We start from the raw sequence: 17,626 nt of genomic DNA on the forward strand, positions 1-17,626 counted from the left end.
CACACCCCAACAATCGTTACTGGCACGTAACTTACCGACGGGTTACTTCCGGTAAAGAGGTGCGGTTACCGTCTGGTCACTTTGCTCTGACCAAGTGAGGAGTGACCCGTGGGACACCATCGCAGGGCCCTGCGCACGACCGCCGTGGGCGCCGTCTCGGCGTCGTTGATCGCCGGTGGCGTCCTCGGGCTCGCCCCCGCTGCCCAGGCGACGAACGCCGTCCGCTTCGTCGACATCACCGGCGACGGCGGCACGGTGCTGAAGGCGAACGTCACCATGCCCGCGGGCGCCGACGGCACGCGTCGCTACCCGCTGATCGTGCTCCCCACGAGCTGGGGCTTCCCCCAGGCCGAGTACCTCGTCCAGGCCCAGAAACTCGCCGACTCCGGCTACATCGTGGTCGGTTACAACGTGCGCGGCTTCTGGCAGTCGGGCGGTCAGGTGGAGGTGGCCGGACCGCAGGACACGGCCGACGCCTCCAAGGTCATCGACTGGGCGCTCGCCAACACGCCGGCCGACGCGGCCCACATCGGCATGGGCGGGGTCTCCTACGGCGCCGGGATCAGCCTGCTCGCCGCCGCGCACGACAAGCGGATCAAGGCGGTCGCCTCGCTGAGCGGCTGGGCCGACCTGATCGGCTCGATCTACTCCGGCCGCACCGAGCACGTCCAGGCGGCGGCCCTGCTGGACGGCGTGAGCGTGGTCACCGGCCGGCAGGACCCCGAGGTCCGGCAGGTCTTCGACGACTTCTACGCTTCCAACCTCGCCAAGGAACAGGACCTCATCGACTGGGGGAAGAAACGTTCGGCCGCCACTTATGTGGACCAGCTGAACAAGAACGGCGCCGCCGTCCTGATGGCCAACGCCTGGGGCGACACGGTCTTCCCCGTCAACCAGTACGCCGACTTCTACGAGAAGCTGACCGTCCCCAAGAGAATGGAGCTCCGCCCCGGCGACCACGCGACCGCCGAGCTGACCGGCCTGTTCGGACTGCCCAACGACGTCTGGACGGACACCGAGCGCTGGTTCGACCACTACCTCAAGGGCACCGACAACGGCATCGACCGCGAGGAGCCGATCCAGCTCAAGCCCCGCTCCACCGGCGGCTACGAGGGATACCCGGACTGGAAGTCGGTGGGCGCGACCCGGAGCAGGATCGCCCTGGGCGGCACCACCACGATCCACACCAACGTCGACTCCGGAGCGGACGGCGGGATCGTCTTCCTGTCCAGCATCCTCGACCAGGTGGCCCAGATGCCCCCGGTCGCCGCCATCCCCCTGCTCCCCCGGCGCTGGGCGGCCGTATGGCAGTCGGAGAAGTACGCCACGGCCCGCCAGGTGCGCGGCACCGCGAAGCTGCACACCACGCTCACCCCGACCAAGGAGAGCGGCACCCTTGTCGCCTACCTCTACGACGTGGGGCCGCTCGGCCTCGGCAAGCTGGTCAGCAACGCGCCGTACACCTTCCACGGCCGCACGCCCGGTGAGCCGTTCGGCGTCGACCTGGAACTGTTCTCCACGGCCTACGACGTACCGGCGGGGCACCGGCTGGCCCTGGTCGTCGACACGGTCGACCCGCTCTACATCGAGCACAACCCGTCCGGCGCACAGCTGACCTTCTCCTCGCCGGCGGACGACCCGTCGTACGTGTCGATTCCGCTGCGCGAGCAGTGATCTCCGGCCGCCGCCGGGCGGGTTCGGCTCTGTCGGTTTTCGCGCGGTTCAGTGCTGGAGGATCTTCGACAGGAAGTCTCTGGCGCGCCTGCCGCGCGGTCCCGTGAAGAACTCGTCCGGTGCGCGGTCGCCGGCAGACCGCGCCGGGACCCCGAGCACCTCCCCCTCACCGTAGTTCTTTTCGACGTCACGCAGCTCGATCAACCGATCGACGGCCATACGCAGCCCTACTCACTCTCAGCTGTGTCGTGGATGCCGCAAACTATCCAGGCCCGGCGTCCAGTTGATGTACGACACGCACTTTTCGGGCATTAGCCGTATTTACGACTCGGCGACCTCGGCGTACAGCTGCGACAGCTCGGGGGCGCCGCTGGCCGCCCACTCCTGGCCGGATTCCACGACGTCGAACTCCCGGCCGGATTCGAGCAGGACGACGGGCTGGCCGTCGGAACGGATCTCCCAGGCGGCGCCGGGCACCGTACGCACGATGACCGTGCCGAGGTACAGCCCCGCGTCGTTGCCGAGCCAGGGCAGCACCTCCTCGTCGTCCCGCCAGCGCGGCACGACCTGGTCCAGGGCCTCCAACGACGCCGCGGAGTCGTCGAGTTGTACGCCCTCGCGGGACGCCAGCGACCGAAGCAGCTCACACTCGGCGAGGAGTTCCGCGATGCCTTCGGGATCGAGGGCGCCGTACTCCTCGTGCCGGTGGCCCAGAAAAGGGATCTTCATACGCCCAGCGTGTCACTCGCACCGGCGTGCGCACCACAGGCGCGCGGATGGTCACTTCGGGGTGATTTCGCGCCGAGTCCGTGCACGCCTCGTTGACGGACCCCTCGCGTCTCTCTAGCTTCACCCTGCGTCTTTCGTCCCACCGGTGAGCGGGAGGAGTCGGAGCGTGAGCCGACGGGTCCGGGGCCGCACGATCGCCCTTGTCCTCTGCGCCGCCCTGGTGCCGGCCGTCCCGGCCGGGGCCGTCTCCGGGCGCCCGGCGAAGCCGCTGCCGCTGGAGCGGCTCTTCGACAACAGGGCCGTCAGCGACGACGCCCGGCCCGCCGCTGCGGACCTCGACGGCTTCGGTGACTCCCTGTCGGCGGGCGACCTGGCAGCCGCGGGATGGACGCCGGGCCGTGCGCTGACCGTGCAGGGCGCCCGGCTGTCCTGGCCGGACCGGCAACCGGGCGAGCCGGACAACGTGCGGGCCGACGGACAGTCCGTGCGGGTGCGCGGGCGCGGCGACGCGCTCGCCTTCCTGGTCACGGGCACCGGCGGGGGCGATCCGGGCGGCGCGGGCTCGGTGTCGTACACGAACGGCACCCGCTCCTCGTACGTGCTGACGGCTCCCGACTGGCGCACCGGGCCGCTCGCCACGAAGGCGATGGCGCTCCCCCACGTCAACACCCCCGGCGGCCGGCTCACCGAGCGGGCCCGGCTGTACGTCGTGACGGTACCGCTGGTGGGCGGGCGCACGGTCGACTCGGTACGGCTGCCGCGGGCGACCGGCCTGCACGTCTTCGCGCTGGCGGTCCGGGCGTCCGGGGCGGGCTGGACGGGGAGCTGGGCGGCGGCGACGTCCGGGTATCCGGCCGTGGGGCCGTGGAGCGACCGGACGCTGCGGCTGGTGGTCCACACCTCGGCCGGAGGTCCGAGGGTGCGACTGCGGTTCGACAACACCTTCGCGGCGGCGCCCGTGCGGATCGGCAGCGCGACAGTGGCCGTGCAGGCGGCCGGGGCGGCGGCACTGGACGTGCCGGTGCCGCTGTCCTTCCGGGGAGCGGCGGGGACCGAGATCCCCGCGGGGGCGCAGGCGTTCAGCGATCCGCTGTCCTTCGCCGTGCCGGAGGACACCGACCTGCTGGTGAGCTTCCACCTGCCGGACTCGGTGACGGCCGCGCCCGTGCACCGGGTCGCGGTGCAGCGGTCGTACGTGAGCGCGCCGGGCGACCACACCGCGGAGGTTTCCGCGGCGGCGTTCACCACGACGCTGACCAGCTGGCCGCTGCTGACCGGCGTGGACGTCGCCGGTGGGCCGGGGTCGGTGGCGGTGATCGGGGACTCGATCACCGACGGCACCGGATCGACGCGGGACGCGAACCGGCGCTGGCCCGACGTGCTGGCCGACCGGCTGCACGAGCAGGACCAGGTCCCCCGCTACGGAGTGCTCAACCTGGGCGTCTCCGGGAACCGGGTGGTGACCGACGGATATCCCGGGGACGGCGTGTCCACGGACACCGGCGGCGTGAGCGCGTTGCACCGCTTCGACCGCGACGTCCTCGCCCGGACCTCGACGCGCACGGCGGTCGTCTTCGAGGGCGTCAACGACGTGCGGAGGGGCACGACGGCACGGCAGGTGATCGCCGGGCTGCGCGAGCTCGCCGGCCGGGGGCACGCGCGGGGGCTGCGGATGCTGGTGGCGACCGTCGTGCCGTGCGAGGGGGAGGCCCGGTGCACCCCCGCCGTGGACGCCGAGCGGGTCGCGGTCAACGAGTTCATCCGGGCCACGGACGCGTTCGACGGCGTCCTCGACTTCGACGCCGTGGTCCGCGACCCCGCCCGTCCGGCGCGGATGCTGCCCGTGTACGACAGCGGGGACCATCTGCACCCGGGCGACGCGGGGCTGGCGGCCCTCGCGCGGTCGGTGGACCTCAGGCTGCTGTGAGGCGTCAGACGTCCAGGTCCACGACCACCGGCGCGTGGTCCGAGGCGCCCTTGCCCTTGCGCTCCTCCCGGTCCACGTACGCGTCCGAGACCGCCTTCGCGAACGGTTCGTTGCCGTACACCAGGTCGATGCGCATGCCGCGGTTCTTGGGGAAGCAGAGCTGGCGGTAGTCCCAGTACGTGAAGGGGTGGTCGTACTTCAGGGGGCGCGGGACCACGTCCGACAGGCCCGCCTCGCGCAGGGCGGCGAGGGCGGCGCGCTCGGCCGGGGTGACATGGGTGAGGCCCTCGAAGGCGGCCACGTCGTAGACGTCGTCGTCCGTCGGCGCGACGTTGTAGTCGCCGAGGACCGCGAAGGGGCGGCTGCCGGCCGCGTCACCGGCGACGGCGGCCTTCAGGGCCTCGAACCACTGGAGCTTGTAGGCGTAGTGCGGGTGGTCCACCTCGCGGCCGTTGGGCACGTACACCGACCAGACGCGGACCTTGCCGCAGGTCGCCGAGATCGCGCGGGGCTCCGTGGAGCCGTCGTAACCGGGGTCGCCGGGCAGGCCCTTGACCACGTCCTCGAGGCCGACGCGGGAGAGCACCGCCACGCCGTTCCACCTGCCGGTCGCGTGCACCGCCGCCTCGTAGCCCAGCTCGCGCAGCTGGTCGAACGGGAACTGCTCCTCGGCCAGCTTGGCCTCCTGCAGGCAGAGCACGTCGGTGCCGCTGCTCTCCAGCCAGGCCAGGAGCCGCGGCAGGCGGGCGGTGATCGAGTTCACGTTCCAGGTCGCGATGCGCATGCCCCACAACCTACCGGCAGGCACTGACAACGCCTCCCGCCCGCCGTCCGGGCTCAGACCTCCGCCGAGCCGCCCGGTGTCAGCCGCAGGTGCTCCGAGCCGCCCAGGGCCCCGATCTGGCGGTCGTAGATCGGGCGGGCGAGGTCGGTGAGCAGGGCGTCGTGGATGTCGTAGGCGCGCTGCGGGCGGACCTCGCGGACGTAGTCGATGACCTCGGAGATCTTGTTCCAGGGGGCCATCACGGGGAGCATCAGCGTCTCGACGGGGTGGTCGGGGACGGTGAGGGCGTCACCGGGGTGGAAGACCCTGCCGCCGTCGATCAGGTAGCCGACGTTGGTGATGCGCGGGATGTCCGGGTGGATCACCGCGTGCAGCTCGCCGTGGACCTGGACGTCGAAGCCTGCGGCGGTGAAGGTGTCGCCGTGGCCGACGGTGTGCACGCGGCCGGGGAAGGCGGCCGAGATCTGCCCGGCGACGGAGGCCAGGGTCCAGATCTCGGTGGCCGGGTCGGCCTCCATGGCCGCCCGCAGCCGCCCCTCGTCGAAGTGGTCGGGGTGCTCGTGCGTGACGAGGATCGCGTCCGCGCCGAGCGCGGCGTCCTCCTCGCTGAATCCCCCGGGGTCGAGGACGAGCGTGCGCCCGTCCTTCTCGAGGCGCACGCACGAGTGCGACTTCTTGGTGAGCTTCATGGGTCCATCCTGCCGCCGTGCCCGCCCGCCGGCCCACCCGGCCCGGGGGTCACTCCTCGGGTGTGGTCTCCTCCCGGATGACCTGCTGCGCCACCTTGAAGGCGCTGTTCGCCGCCGGTATGCCGCAGTAGACGGCCGCCTGCAGCAGCACCTCCTTGATCTCGACCGGGGTGAGGCCGTTGCGCAGGGCGGCCCGGGTGTGGGTGGCGAGGTCGTCGAGGTGGCCGCCGGCGACGAGGGCGGTGAGGGTGACACAGCTGCGCGAGCGCCGGTCGAGGCCGGGCCGGTTCCATATCTCGCCCCACGCGTATCTGGTGAGGAGTTCCTGGAAGTCCCCGGAGAACGCGTCGGTGTCGGCCAGCGTCCGGTCGACGTGCGCGTCGCCGAGCACCTCGCGGCGGACCTTGATGCCGGTGTCGTACAGGTCGGTGTGCCCGGTCCCCTGCGAGGGGATGGCGGCGGGCGGTGCGATCTCGGCGATGGGCACGGGCTGCCGGGGCTGCGGCTGGGCCGCGATGGCGGGCTTGACGGGGGCCGCCGGGATCGCGATCTGGCCGGTGGAGGACTCGACGTAGCCGGGCTGCCAGGCGGTGGAGAAGTGCCGGACCAGCAGGTCGGTGACGGCGGCGGGCTGCTCGACCGGCACCAGGTGGGAGGCGCCCGGGACGACGGCGAGGCGGGCGTCCGGGATGCCCGCGACCAGGGTGCGGGCCTCGGCGGGTCCGGTCACCTGGTCGTCGGAGCCGACGAGGACGAGGGTCGGCACCCCCACCCGGCCCAGCTCGGCCCGCACGTCGAACGCGGCCAGCGCCTCGCAGGCGGCGATGTAGCAGCCGGGGTCCGTGGTGCGCACCATCTGCACGGCCCAGTCGGTGATCGCGGGCTGCGTCGCCGCGAACCCGGTGGTGAACCAGCGGTCGGGGGAGGTACGGGCGATGGGGTCGAGCCCGTTGGTGCGCACGATCACCCCGCGCTGGCGGAACTCGTCCGCCGTGCCGAAGCGCGGCGAGGCGGCGATCACCGCGAGCGAGGCGAGCCGCTCCGGGTGGCGCAGGGCGAGCTCCAGGCCGAGTCCGGCGCCGAGCGCGCAGCCCGCGTAGCCGAAGCGCCGCACGCCGAGCCGGTCGAGGGTGGCCAGCAGCCGCTCGGTGAGCTCGGTGACCGACCCGGCCGGGTAGGCGGGCGCGCCGCCGTGTCCCGGCAGGTCGAAGCGGAAGACACGCCACTGCCTGGTCAGCTCCGGCACCTGGCGGTCCCACATGTGCCAGGTGGTGCCCAGGGAGGGACCGAGGATCAGGACGGGGGCGTCTTCCGGCCCGTCGAAGCGGTATTGCAGGGTGTTGGACGAACTCTCACTCACCCGGCTCACGCTGCCACATCTCACTGTGCCCCTATGACGCAGGTCGTGAGGATGCGGGTGGGATCGGGTGAAGGCCTCGGGAGTGGCATGGCGCTCCGGGCGCCGGATGATCTCCGCCGCTGCCGCCACACTCGGGCGAGGCGGTCACCCGACGCGTTCCCAGCCGCGGCGTGGCGCGCGGGCGCCGAGCCGGTCGTCGCGGCTGCGGTAGACGATGTAGGGGCGGGTGAGGTAGCCGAGCGGCGCGGTGAGCATGTGCACGAGGCGGGTGAAGGGCCAGGCGGCGAAGAGGAGCATGGCGCTGACGGCGTGCAGCTGGAACAGGACGGGGGCGCCGGTCATCCGGTCCGGGTCGGGCCGGAGGGAGAAGACGCCGCGGAACCAGAGGGAGATGGTCTCGCGGTAGTCGTACCCGCCGCCGACGAGGTTCGCGGCCACGGTGGCCGACAGGCCGAGCGCGATGGTCGCGGTCAGCAGGACGTACATGGCCTTGTCGTTGCGGGTGGTGGCGGAGAAGACGGGGCCGACGGTACGGCGGCGGTAGACGAGGATCGCCAGTCCGCCGAGCGTGCACACACCCGCGATCGTGCCCAGTACGACGGCCGAGGCGTGGTAGGCGTCCTCGCCGATGCCCGCCGCCTCCGTCCAGCTCTTGGGGACGACCAGGCCGCCGATGTGGCCCAGCAGCACGACGAGGATGCCGAAGTGGAACAGCGGGCTGCCGATGCGCAGCAGGCGCCGCTCGTACAGCTGGGAGGAGCGGGTGGTCCAGCCGAACTTGTCGTAGCGGTAGCGCCAGACGTGGCCGAGGACGAACACGGCGAGGGCCACGTAGGGCAGGGCGACCCACAGCAGGACGGCGCCGGTGCCGGGGCCGGCCGCGAGCGTGAGGGACTGTTCGGGCGTGGTCATCGGGTACCCCTCACCGTGGGGTCGGGCAGGAACTGCGGGGGCGCGTACGGGTCGAGGCCGACCTGTTCCTCGGGCGGCCCCTGCGCGGCGAGGCGCATGACGGCTTCCCGTTCGTCGCCACGCAGCGCCGGCAGGGTGGCGGACACCGAGTCCAGGACGTGCGCCCAGGGCGAGGCGGCGTCGCGCAGGGCGAGCCGCAGCAGCTCCAGGCCCGCGCGGTGATCGGTGAGCAGCCGGGTTCCGAGGGCGGGCTCGGCGGCGGCGAACTCGAGGACGACGGCCAGGTGGTCGGGCAGTTCGTCCTCGGTGAGCCGCCACCCGGCCCCGGCATAGGTCTGCTTCAGACGCAGCAGGGCGATGCCGCGTTTCCTGGTGTCACCGTGCGCGTAGTACGTCAGGAAGAGGCAGCAGCGTCTGCGGTGGTCGAAGGTGGCGACGTAGTCGGCGGCCAGCTCCGGCAGCGGGGTGCGGCCGGCGTGCTCGGCGAAGCGCCCGAGGGGACGTGCGACCGGTCCGGGCTGGGAGGCGGCGACCCCGAGGGCCAGGTTGAGGCGGTCGGAGAGCTGCTCGTCGGGATAGGCCAGCAGTAGCGACTGCGCCTGCCAGGCCAGGGCGTTGCGGGAGTCGGTGGCGGTGGGCCTCATGACGCGGAGCCCTCCCCGTCGTCCCCGGTGGGTGGGAACAGGCCGGGTGGGGAGCCCCTGCCGTCCCAGTTGAGGAGGTTGACCCGGGTGGCCTTGTCGACGGGGGCGGCGGGGGTCTCCGCGGTCTGCCGGTCACGCAGGGCCCGGTAGTTCTCCACCGCGATCGGCGCTGCGCCTCCGGAGGTCTCGCCGAAGGGGCCGGAGCCGCCCATGCCGGGGCCGCCCTCGTAGTCGAGGCTGCACTCGGTGGCCGACTCCTCCAGCCGGTGGGCCTGTTCGGCGTGGGCCGGGGGGATGACGTAGCGCTCGTCGTACTTGGCGAGGGCCAGCAGCCGGTACATGTCGTACATCTGCTCCTCGCCCATGCCGACCGCCTCGGGGATGGCAGCGTCCGGTTCGCGGCCGAGGTTGATGTCGCGCATGTAGGAGCGCATGGCGGCCAGGCGGCGCAGCACCGCGTCCACCGGGCCGGGGTCGCCGGCGGTGAAGAGCCGGGCGAGGTAGTCCACCGGGATGCGCAGGGCGTCGACGGCGGCGAAGAGGTTCGTGTGGTCCTCGGCGTCGTGGCCGGTGTCGCGGACGGCGTCGACGACCGGGGACAGCGGCGGGATGTACCAGACCATGGGCAGGGTGCGGTACTCCGGGTGCAGCGGCAGGGCGACCTTGTAGGTGTTGATCAGGGCGTGGACCGGGGAGCGCCGGGCGGCCTCGATCCAGTCCCGGGGGATTCCGGCCTTCTCCGCCGCACGGACGACGTCCGGGTCGGCGGGGTCGAGGAGCACGCCGCGCTGGGCCTGGTAGAGGTCCTGCTCGTCGGGTGTGGAGGCGGCCTCGAGCACCCTGTCGGCGTCGTAGAGGACGAGTCCGATGTACCGCAGCCGGCCGACGCAGGTCTCGGAGCAGACGGTGGGCAGGCCGACCTCGACGCGCGGGAAGCAGAAGGTGCACTTCTCGGCCTTGCCGGTGCGGTGGTTGAAGTACACCTTCTTGTACGGGCATCCCGTCACGCACATCCGCCAGCCCCGGCAGCGGTCCTGGTCGACCAGGACGATGCCGTCCTCGGTCCGCTTGTAGATGGCGCCGGAGGGGCAGGACGCGGCGCACGAGGGATTGAGGCAGTGCTCGCAGATGCGCGGCAGGTAGAACATGAAGCTCTGCTCGAACTCCAGCTTGATCCTGTCGGAGATCTCGCGCAGCAGCACGTCCTTCTCGCCCGTCGCCGCGGAGCCGCCGAGGTCGTCGTCCCAGTTCGCCGACCAGGCGATCTTCATGTCCTTGCCGGAGATCAGGGACTTGGGGCGGGCGACCGGGGTGTGCTCCTGCAGCGGGGCGTTGGTCAGGGTCTCGTAGTCGTAGGTCCACGGCTCGTAGTAGTCGTCGAGGGTGGGCAGCACCGGGTTGGAGAAGATCTGGATCAGTTTCCTGAACCGGCCGCCCGCCCTGAGCCCGAGCCTGCCCTTCTTGTTGAGTTCCCAGCCGCCCTTCCAGGTGTCCTGGTCCTCGTAGCGGCGGGGGTAGCCCTGGCCGGGGCGGGTCTCGACGTTGTTGAACCACACGTACTCGACGCCCGTGCGGTTGGTCCACGCCTGTTTGCAGGTGACCGAGCAGGTGTGGCAGCCGATGCACTTGTCGAGGTTCATCACCATCGCCATCTGGGCCATGACGCGCATCAGTACTCCACCTCCTGGTTCTCGCGGCGGCGGATGACGGTGATCTCGTCCCGCTGGTTGCCGGTGGGGCCGAGGTAGTTGAAGGCGTACGACAACTGGGCGTAGCCGCCGATGAGATGGGTGGGTTTGATCAGCAGGCGGGTCAGGGAGTTGTGGATGCCGCCGCGCCGGCCGGTGGTCTCGGTGCGGGGCACGTCGATCAGGCGGTCCTGGGCGTGGTGCATGTAGACGGTGCCCTCGGGCATGCGGTGCGAGACGACCGCGCGGGCGGCGACGACGCCGTTGCGGTTGACCGCCTCGACCCAGTCGTTGTCCCGCACGCCCACTTTGGCGGCGTCCTCGGTGCTCATCCAGATCGTCGGGCCGCCGCGCGAGAGGGACAGCATGAACAGGTTGTCCTGGTACTCGGAGTGGATGGACCACTTGTTGTGCGGGGTCAGGTAGCGCACGGTCAGGCCGAGTTCGCCGTTCTCCCCCACCCTTGGTTCGCCGAACAGCGCGTGCATGTCCAACGGCGGCCGGTAGACAGGGAGTTGTTCGCCCAGGGCGGCGATCCAGTCGTGGTCGAGGTAGAAGTGCTGGCGGCCGGTGAGGGTGTGCCAGGGCTTGAGGCGTTCGACGTTGACGGTGAACGGGGAGTAGCGGCGGCCGCCGGTCTCCGAACCGGACCATTCGGGGCTGGTGATGACCGGGACGGGGGCGGCCTGGGTGTCGGCGAAGGTGATCTGTTTGCCCTCGTGCTCGGCGGCCAGGTCGGCCAACGGCCGTCCGGTGCGGGCCTCCAGGGTGTGGAAGCCCTGGGTCGCCAGGTGGCCGTTGGTGGTTCCGGACAGGGCGAGGATCGCCTCGCAGGCGTCCACGTCCCGGGCGAGCGAGGGACGGCCGTCGGCCGCCGAGCCGCGTACGACGCCGTTCTTGTGCCGCAGGTATTGCAGCTCCTTGTCCAGGTGGAAGGTGACGCCCTTGGTGGTGGCGCCCAGGGAGTCCAGCAGGGGGCCGAGGGCGCCCATCCTGTCGGCGGTCGCGCCGTAGTCCCGCTCGACGGTGACGAGCCTGGGCATGGTGCGACCGGGTTCGGGCTCGCACTCGCCCGCCTTCCAGTCGCGGACCCGGCCGTGCGGGTTGGCCAGTTCGTCAGGGGTGTCGTGCAGCAGCGGCGCAGCCACCACGTCCTTGCGCACGCCGAGGTGCCCGGCGGCCTGGCGGCTGAACTCGCGGGCCAGGGTGTGGAAAGCGTCCCAGTCGGTGCGGGTCTGCCAGGGCGGGGCGATGGCCGGGTTGAACGCGTGCACGAAGGGGTGCATGTCCGTGCTGGACAGGTCGTGCTTCTCGTACCAGGTGGCGGCCGGCAGCACGACGTCGGAGAAGACGGTCGTGCTGGTCATGCGGAAGTCCAGGGTCAGCAGCAGGTCGAGTTTTCCGGCCGGGGCCTCCTCGCGCCACACCACGTCCTTCGGGCGGGCCTCGGGCGGGGCCTCGGCGGCGCGTACCGAGGACTCCGTGCCCAGCAGGTGCTTGAGGAAGTACTCGTTGCCCTTCGCCGAGGAGCCGAGCAGGTTGGCCCGCCACACGGTGAGCACCCGCGGGAAGTTCTCGGGCGCGTCCGGGTCCTCGCCCGCGAACCCCAGCCGGCCGGCCTTCAGCTCCGCCACCACGTGCTCCGCGGCCGTGCGCCCGGCCGCCTCGGCCTCGTCGGCCAGGTCGAGGGGGTTGCGGTCGAAGGTCGGGTACGACGGCATCCAGCCCATGCGAGCCGAGGCGGCGACGACATCGGCGGTGGTCCTGCCGGCGAACGGGCCGGCGGAGCCGGGCGCCGCGAGGGTGTCGGCGGAGAACGGGTCGTAGCGGAACTGGTCGGCGTGCAGGTACCAGTAGGCGGTCTGGATCATCTGCCGGGCCGGGCGGTTCCAGTCGGCCGCGGTCGCGATCGCCGAGTAGCCGGTGATCGGGCGGACCTTCTCCTGGCCTACGTAGTGGGCCCAGCCGCCGCCGTTGACGCCCTGGCAGCCGGTCAGCGTGGTCAGCGTCAGGAACGCCCGGTAGATGGTGTCGGAGTGGAACCAGTGGTTCGTCCCCGCCCCCATGATGATCATGGAGCGGCCGCCGGACTCCTCGGCGTTGGCCGCGAACTCCCGGGCGATCCGGGCCGCCTTGCCCGCGTCCACCCCGGTGACGGCGGCCTGCCAGGCGGGGGTGTACGGCTCGCTCGCGTCGTCGTAACCGTCGGGCCAGCGGCCGGGCAGTCCGGCGCGTGCCACGCCGTACTGGGCGAGCAGCAGGTCGTAGACGGTGGTCACCAGGCGGCCGGCCACCCGCCGCACCGGCACACCGCGCAGCAGCCGGTCCGCGCCGCCGTCGGTGTCGAAGCGGGGCAGCTCCAGCGGCACGGGGTGCTCGCCGCCGCCCTCCGCGGACAGCAGCGGGTCGACGCCACCGAGGTCGAGGTTCCAGTTGCCGGCGCCCGTCTCGCCGTAGCGGTCGCCCAGGGTGCCGTTCGGCACGACGGGCCGCCCGGTCGCGCCGTCCAGCAGCACCGTGCGGAACTCGGCGTGTTCCGTCGCGGCGTGCTCGCCGCCGAGGTCGGCGGCGGTCAGGAACTTGCCCGGTGTGTACGAGCCGTCCTCGCGCTCCTCGAGGGTGACCAGGAAGGGCAGGTCCGTGTACCGCTTGACGTAGTCGGTGAAATACCGGGTGGGCCGGTCGACGAAGAACTCCTTGAGGACGACGTGGCCCATCGCCATCGCCAGCGCCCCGTCGGTGCCGGGCCGGGCCGCGAGCCACTCGTCGGCGAACTTGACGTTGTCGGCGTAGTCCGGGGAGACCGCCACCACCTTCTGACCGCGGTAACGGGCCTCGGCCATCCAGTGCGCGTCCGGGGTGCGGGTGACGGGCAGGTTCGAGCCCCACATGATCAGGTAGCCGGCGTCCCACCAGTCACCCGACTCCGGTACGTCCGTCTGGTCGCCGAAGACCTGCGGCGAGGCCACCGGAAGGTCGGCGTACCAGTCGTAGAACGACAGCATCACCCCGCCCAGCAGCGAGTAGAACCGTGCCCCGGCCGCGTGGGAGACCATCGACATCGCCGGGATCGGTGAGAAGCCGGCCAGCCGGTCGGGGCCGTACTCCTTGATCGTGTGCACGTGCGCGGCGGCCACCATCTCCACCGCCTCGTCCCAACTCGCCCGGACGAGGCCGCCCTTGCCGCGCGCCTGCTTGTAGCGGCGGGCGCGTTCGGGGTCGGAGACGACGTCCGCCCAGGCCGCCACCGGATCGCCCAGGCGGGCCTTGGCCTCGCGGTACATCCGCAGCAGCACGCCGCGCACGTAGGGGTAGCGCACCCGGGTCGGCGAGTAGGTGTACCAGGAGAACGCCGCCCCGCGCGGGCAGCCGCGGGGCTCGTACTCGGGGCGGTCCGGGCCGACCGAGGGGTAGTCGGTCTGCTGCGCCTCCCAGGTGATGATGCCGTCCTTGACGTACACCTTCCACGAGCAGGAGCCGGTGCAGTTCACGCCGTGCGTGGAGCGCACCACCTTGTCGTGCGACCAGCGGTCCCGGTAGAACGCGTCCGCCTGGCGTCCGCCGCTGCGGTGCAGGGTGCGCAGGTCCTCGGAGATCTCCGCCCGGGTGAAGAACCGGCGTGAGCGCACCAGGGCGTCCGCCAGCTCGCCGTCCAGGCCCGCCCGTGTCCGGCTGGTTTCCGTGCCCACCGTGCAACTCCGCCCCGGGCGTGCAGGCCCGTTCGAGTTGTGATCGCGTCCGGCCGTTCACGACTCTACGACCGACGCCCCAGGGAAGGTCAACAGGCGTGAGTCAGTCGGTCGGCCCCGGCAGGACGCCGCCCGCCCGGGCGCGTACCTTCTCGACCGCTTCCCATTCCTCGGTGCCCAGGGTGGCGAGCGCGGCGGGGAAGACCCCGTCCTGCTCCTTCAGGATGTGATCACGCAGCACGGCCATCGCGGCCATCAGTCGCTCGGGCCAGGACGGATCGGAGGGGGTGACACCGCCGGCGGCCTCGGCGAGCACCGACTCGATGTGGCGGTGCTCGGCCTCCAGGGCGGCGATCTGCTCCGGGAAGTCGGGGGCCATCGCGGGGAACAGCCCGTGCTCCTCGACCCGTGTGTGGGGGCCGAGCACGGCGGTGATCTCGCGGGCGACCCGGGCCATCCGCGGCGCGTCGGCGTCCTGGTGGGCGCCGCGGAGGTGGCTGATCAGGCGGACGACCTCGTCGTGCTCACGGGTCAGCTCGTCGATGGACGCCAGGGACTGGCAGCCGCAGTACTCGCACACCGGTGTCTCTCCTCGATCCCGTGCCCGGACGCCCGCGCCGCGAGGGCGCTCCGTCCACCACTGTGCGTCCCCGGGTCCGTCGGCGGCAGGGGCCATCGGTCCCCGGCCGAGGACGGACGTCCCGCCCGTCGTACTGGGGCCGGTCGGCCCTATCCCGTTCGTACACGCCCACCGACGATGGACTGATGTTCCAGACAGACAGCTTCCGCGTGCTCGACCGGCAGGAGAGTCTGCGCCTGCTGGCCAGGGTGCCGGTCGGGCGCGTCGTGTACACCCGTCAGGCGCTGCCCGCGGTCCTGCCCATCAACTTCTCCCTGGACGCGGACGACGCCGTCCTGATGTACACGTCGCCCGCCTCGGACCTGGTGCGGGCCGTCGACGGCGTCGTGGTCGCCTTCGAGGCCGACGAGTTCGACGCGGTGACCCGGTCCGGCTGGAGCGTGATCGTCACCGGACGGGCCCACGTGGTGACCGACCCCGCCGAACACGAGCGGCTGTCCCGGATCGGCCCCATCTCCTGGATGCCCCCGCAGGACGGGGTCTTCCTCCGGATCGAGGCCGAGATGGTCACCGGGCGCGAGCTCGACGGCGTCCTCGACGCGGCGCCGAACGGTGCCGGCGCGCCGCACCCCGCGGGGACCGGCGCCTGAACGGCGTGCCGTCCCCGGTGGGGGTCAGCCCCGCGGATCGCTTCGCGGGGTGCGGGCCCCGTCCCGTCCGTAGCCGAGCCTGATCAGGATGTGCGGGTGGCACCGGCCGGCCCGCGGCAGAGCCGCCGCCCTGCGCAGGTCGGGCCATTCCATGGCCTGGTGCAGCAGGGAGGTGCGCAGGCCGCGCGCGGTCGCCGTGAGCAGCACGTACTGCAGGGCCTGGCCCGCCCGCAGCCAGTCCTCCCGGCGGTCGTGGGACGTCCACAGCAGGGCCGTCTGGACATGGCGTTCGAACCCCAGGGCGGGCAGGCGGGGGCCGGGCAGGTGGCCGGTGAAGTCCCGCATCGGTATCCGGGCGGCCGCGTCGGGCGGGCCGAGGGCGGTGACGGGGATGCCGTAGGGGATGTCCGACCCCGGTGTCCTGAGCCAGGTCCGGGTCTCGGCGATGCGGTCGGGGTGGGCGTGGTTGCGTGCCTCGGCCGCGGCGGTCAGCCGCAGCAGCCGCCTCGTCCCGGCGATGTCCGGCAGGTGCAGGCGCGCTCCGGCGGCGTGCGCGGCCGTCACCATCTCCGCCACGACGGCGTCGGGCACCGGGCGCCCGGTGAACGGCAGCCGGCTGGTGCGCCGGCGCGCGATGGCCGCGTACAGGCCGTGGTCCGGCAGCCGGTCGTCCGCGCCGAGCGGGCCGGTCAGCCGTACGGTGGCCAGCAGCCCCGGTTCACGCGGGTCCGGCAGGAGTGCCACCTCGGGACGCAGTCCGTGGTGCACGGCGGCGAGCCGGAGGTTGAAGACGGCGGCGCCCACGGACAGATGCCCGGCGCGATGGGTGGGGTCGGTCAGCGGCAGCGTCCGCTCCGGCACCGCGTGGACCTCCAACAGCCGGTCGCGGGCGTCCACGTGGAAGCGCCACGGCTGGGTGTTGTGGATCGACGGGGCCGCAACGGCCGCCGCGAGCAGCGACTCCACGGTCGCCGAGTCCAGGGCGTGGCTTGGGGCGTGCAGCACGGGTCCTCACTCCTTACGGTGCTCCCCGGTCCTTACGGTGCTCCCCGGCGGCCGGGCGGGCACGGGGGGCCGGCTCCGCGTCGGCTCCGCCGGACAGCAGCGCGGCCAGCTCCCGCTGGTGGGGGAAGGAACCGGGCCGGTAGCCGCACCAGGGCTCCTCGGCGAAGGGGTCGCCGGTGACGCCGTACGCCCGTGACCGGGAGCCGCCGCAGACCTCGCGGAACTCGCAGGCCCCGCAACGTCCTTGGAGCATGTCGGGTGCCCGAAGGCCGGTGAACAGCGGCGAGGTGCGATAGACCGACGTCAGCGGCGAGGTGCGCACGTTTCCCGCGCTCAGCGGCAGGAAGCCGCTGGGGTGCACGCTGCCCGTGTGGGAGACGAAGACGAAGCCGCGGCCGGCGTTGACGTCCAGCGGCGGGCGCCGCACCCGGCGCACTCCGCCGTCCAGGCCCAACTCGGTGACACGATCGCGCAGTTCGCGGTACAGCGGTCCCAGGCCGAGCGCCGCGACATGGTCGTCGCCGCGGTCCGCGAGGATCCGGCGCTGCAGGGCGACACGGCGGAAGTGGTGGGCCTCGGTGGTCTTGGCGGGCACGGTCAGGCCCACGTCGTGAACGAAGTTGAGCACGTCCTCGGTCTCGGCCGGGGTCAGTGCGCCGAGGTCGCGGCCGCGGCCGGTGGGCACCAGGAAGAAGGCGCTCCACAGCATCGCCCCGTGCTCGGCGACCAGCCGGACGATGTCGGGGAGGTCGTGCAGGTTGTGCCGGGCGACCGTGGTGTTGATCTGCACCTTCATGCCGAGGGAGCGGGCGGTGTCCCAGGCGTCGAGGGTCCAGCGGTAGACGCCGGGCACCCCGCGGAAGGTGTCGTGCACCTCGGCGGTGGAGCCGTCCAGACTGAGCGAGAGCCCGGAGGCGCCCGCGGCGTGCACGGCACGCAGCCGCTCCTCGGTGAGCGTGGGCGTGCCGGACGGCGAGACGGCGACCCGGACGCCGATCCGCCTGCCGTGGGCGATGAGTTCGGTGAGGTCGGGGCGCTGGAAAGGGTCTCCGCCGGTGATCACGAACAGCGGTGCGGGCTGCCCGAACTCGGCGACCTGACGCAGGAGGTCCTTGGCCTCGGCGGTGTCCAGTTCGCGGGGGTCGCGGCGCGGCACGGCCTCGGCCCGGCAGTGCAGACAGGCCAGCGGGCAGGCCCGGGTGGACTCCCAGATGACGATGAACGGGCGCTCCGCCGCGTCGTGCCGCTGGCGGCGCACGGCTCGTACGGCGGTGCTCACCTGCCCGCCCTCCCCC

15 protein-coding genes are annotated in these 17,626 nt (G+C 72.3%); 3 read left to right on the top strand and 12 right to left on the bottom strand.

The genetic code is table 11. From position 1 onward, the window contains the following. The first annotated feature begins 108 nt into the window (after nt 1–108). Nucleotides 109–1,674: a CocE/NonD family hydrolase gene (locus tag ACQF4J_RS11565; protein ID WP_427165571.1), complete on the top strand. Its 1,566-nt coding sequence runs from the start codon at nt 109–111 to the stop codon at nt 1,672–1,674. 48 nt (nt 1,675–1,722) lie between these two features. On the opposite strand, the gene ACQF4J_RS11570 is transcribed toward ACQF4J_RS11565, so the two are convergent. Then, nucleotides 1,723–1,893 (bottom strand): hypothetical protein, encoded by a 171-nt coding sequence (locus ACQF4J_RS11570; RefSeq protein ID WP_351567385.1) that lies wholly within the window; start codon nt 1,891–1,893, stop codon nt 1,723–1,725. A gap of 102 nt (nt 1,894–1,995) precedes the next feature. Next, nucleotides 1,996–2,403 carry a DUF6278 family protein gene (locus tag ACQF4J_RS11575; protein ID WP_351567383.1) on the bottom strand — a complete coding sequence of 136 codons (408 nt, stop codon included), beginning with the start codon at nt 2,401–2,403 and terminating at the stop codon, nt 1,996–1,998. A gap of 166 nt (nt 2,404–2,569) precedes the next feature. On the opposite strand from ACQF4J_RS11575, the gene ACQF4J_RS11580 reads away from it, so the two are divergent. After that, the gene (locus ACQF4J_RS11580) at nt 2,570–4,330 is read left to right on the top strand and encodes an SGNH/GDSL hydrolase family protein (protein ID WP_427165572.1); all 1,761 of its coding nucleotides are present in this window, start codon (nt 2,570–2,572) and stop codon (nt 4,328–4,330) included. Between the two features lie 4 nt (nt 4,331–4,334). Here the strand turns inward: ACQF4J_RS11580 and ACQF4J_RS11585 are convergent, their stop codons facing one another. From ACQF4J_RS11585 to ACQF4J_RS11620, 8 genes are all read right to left on the bottom strand, one after another. Then, nucleotides 4,335–5,114: an exodeoxyribonuclease III gene (locus tag ACQF4J_RS11585; protein WP_351567379.1), complete on the bottom strand. Its 780-nt coding sequence runs from the start codon at nt 5,112–5,114 to the stop codon at nt 4,335–4,337. A gap of 53 nt (nt 5,115–5,167) precedes the next feature. Next, nucleotides 5,168–5,803, bottom strand: a complete 636-nt coding sequence (locus ACQF4J_RS11590) for an MBL fold metallo-hydrolase (RefSeq protein WP_351567376.1) — start codon at nt 5,801–5,803, stop codon at nt 5,168–5,170. A gap of 49 nt (nt 5,804–5,852) precedes the next feature. Then, nucleotides 5,853–7,163, bottom strand: a complete 1,311-nt coding sequence (gene pcaC / locus ACQF4J_RS11595; protein ID WP_427165573.1) for a 4-carboxymuconolactone decarboxylase — start codon at nt 7,161–7,163, stop codon at nt 5,853–5,855. 144 nt (nt 7,164–7,307) lie between these two features. Further along, complete coding sequence (narI, locus tag ACQF4J_RS11600; protein ID WP_351567370.1) at nt 7,308–8,075, bottom strand: respiratory nitrate reductase subunit gamma; 768 nt, start codon at nt 8,073–8,075, stop codon at nt 7,308–7,310. Continuing rightward, a complete protein-coding gene (narJ, locus tag ACQF4J_RS11605; RefSeq protein ID WP_351567367.1) occupies nt 8,072–8,719 on the bottom strand; it encodes a nitrate reductase molybdenum cofactor assembly chaperone in 648 nt (215 codons plus the stop codon). The genes narI and narJ overlap by 4 nt, the downstream gene beginning before the upstream one ends. Next, nucleotides 8,716–10,389, bottom strand: a complete 1,674-nt coding sequence (gene narH / locus ACQF4J_RS11610; RefSeq protein ID WP_427165574.1) for a nitrate reductase subunit beta — start codon at nt 10,387–10,389, stop codon at nt 8,716–8,718. Before narH ends, narJ begins: the two co-directional genes overlap by 4 nt. Continuing rightward, a complete protein-coding gene (locus ACQF4J_RS11615) occupies nt 10,389–14,096 on the bottom strand; it encodes a nitrate reductase subunit alpha (protein ID WP_351803207.1) in 3,708 nt (1,235 codons plus the stop codon). Before ACQF4J_RS11615 ends, narH begins: the two co-directional genes overlap by 1 nt. A 103-nt stretch (nt 14,097–14,199) precedes the next feature. After that, the gene (locus ACQF4J_RS11620) at nt 14,200–14,676 is read right to left on the bottom strand and encodes a hemerythrin domain-containing protein (RefSeq protein WP_427165575.1); all 477 of its coding nucleotides are present in this window, start codon (nt 14,674–14,676) and stop codon (nt 14,200–14,202) included. Nucleotides 14,677–14,861: 185 nt separating this feature from the next. Here ACQF4J_RS11620 and ACQF4J_RS11625 point away from each other — a divergent pair, with 185 nt between their 5' ends. After that, the gene (locus ACQF4J_RS11625) at nt 14,862–15,326 is read left to right on the top strand and encodes a pyridoxamine 5'-phosphate oxidase family protein (RefSeq protein WP_351567356.1); all 465 of its coding nucleotides are present in this window, start codon (nt 14,862–14,864) and stop codon (nt 15,324–15,326) included. A 24-nt stretch (nt 15,327–15,350) separates the two neighbouring features. Here the strand turns inward: ACQF4J_RS11625 and ACQF4J_RS11630 are convergent, their stop codons facing one another. Beyond that, on the bottom strand, nt 15,351–16,328 hold the full coding sequence (locus ACQF4J_RS11630) for an Acg family FMN-binding oxidoreductase (RefSeq protein ID WP_427168581.1): 978 nt from the start codon (nt 16,326–16,328) through the stop codon (nt 15,351–15,353). A gap of 16 nt (nt 16,329–16,344) precedes the next feature. Continuing rightward, nucleotides 16,345–17,610, bottom strand: a complete 1,266-nt coding sequence (locus ACQF4J_RS11635; protein ID WP_351567350.1) for a TIGR04053 family radical SAM/SPASM domain-containing protein — start codon at nt 17,608–17,610, stop codon at nt 16,345–16,347. Between the last annotated feature and the right edge of the window lie 16 nt (nt 17,611–17,626).

Origin of the sequence: Streptomyces sp. C1-1, assembly GCF_050214755.1 — a bacterium.
Lineage (GTDB): Bacteria > Actinomycetota > Actinomycetes > Streptomycetales > Streptomycetaceae > Streptomyces.

Coding starts and splice junctions, on each gene's coding strand:
- ACQF4J_RS11570 (WP_351567385.1), bottom strand. CDS start 1,893: ATGGCCGTCGATCGGTTGATCGAGCTGCGTGACGTCGAAAAGAACTAC.
- ACQF4J_RS11575 (WP_351567383.1), bottom strand. CDS start 2,403: ATGAAGATCCCTTTTCTGGGCCACCGGCACGAGGAGTACGGCGCCCTC.
- ACQF4J_RS11585 (WP_351567379.1), bottom strand. CDS start 5,114: ATGCGCATCGCGACCTGGAACGTGAACTCGATCACCGCCCGCCTGCCG.
- ACQF4J_RS11590 (WP_351567376.1), bottom strand. CDS start 5,803: ATGAAGCTCACCAAGAAGTCGCACTCGTGCGTGCGCCTCGAGAAGGAC.
- narI (WP_351567370.1), bottom strand. CDS start 8,075: ATGACCACGCCCGAACAGTCCCTCACGCTCGCGGCCGGCCCCGGCACC.
- narJ (WP_351567367.1), bottom strand. CDS start 8,719: ATGAGGCCCACCGCCACCGACTCCCGCAACGCCCTGGCCTGGCAGGCG.
- narH (WP_427165574.1), bottom strand. CDS start 10,389: ATGCGCGTCATGGCCCAGATGGCGATGGTGATGAACCTCGACAAGTGC.
- ACQF4J_RS11625 (WP_351567356.1), top strand. CDS start 14,862: ATGTTCCAGACAGACAGCTTCCGCGTGCTCGACCGGCAGGAGAGTCTG.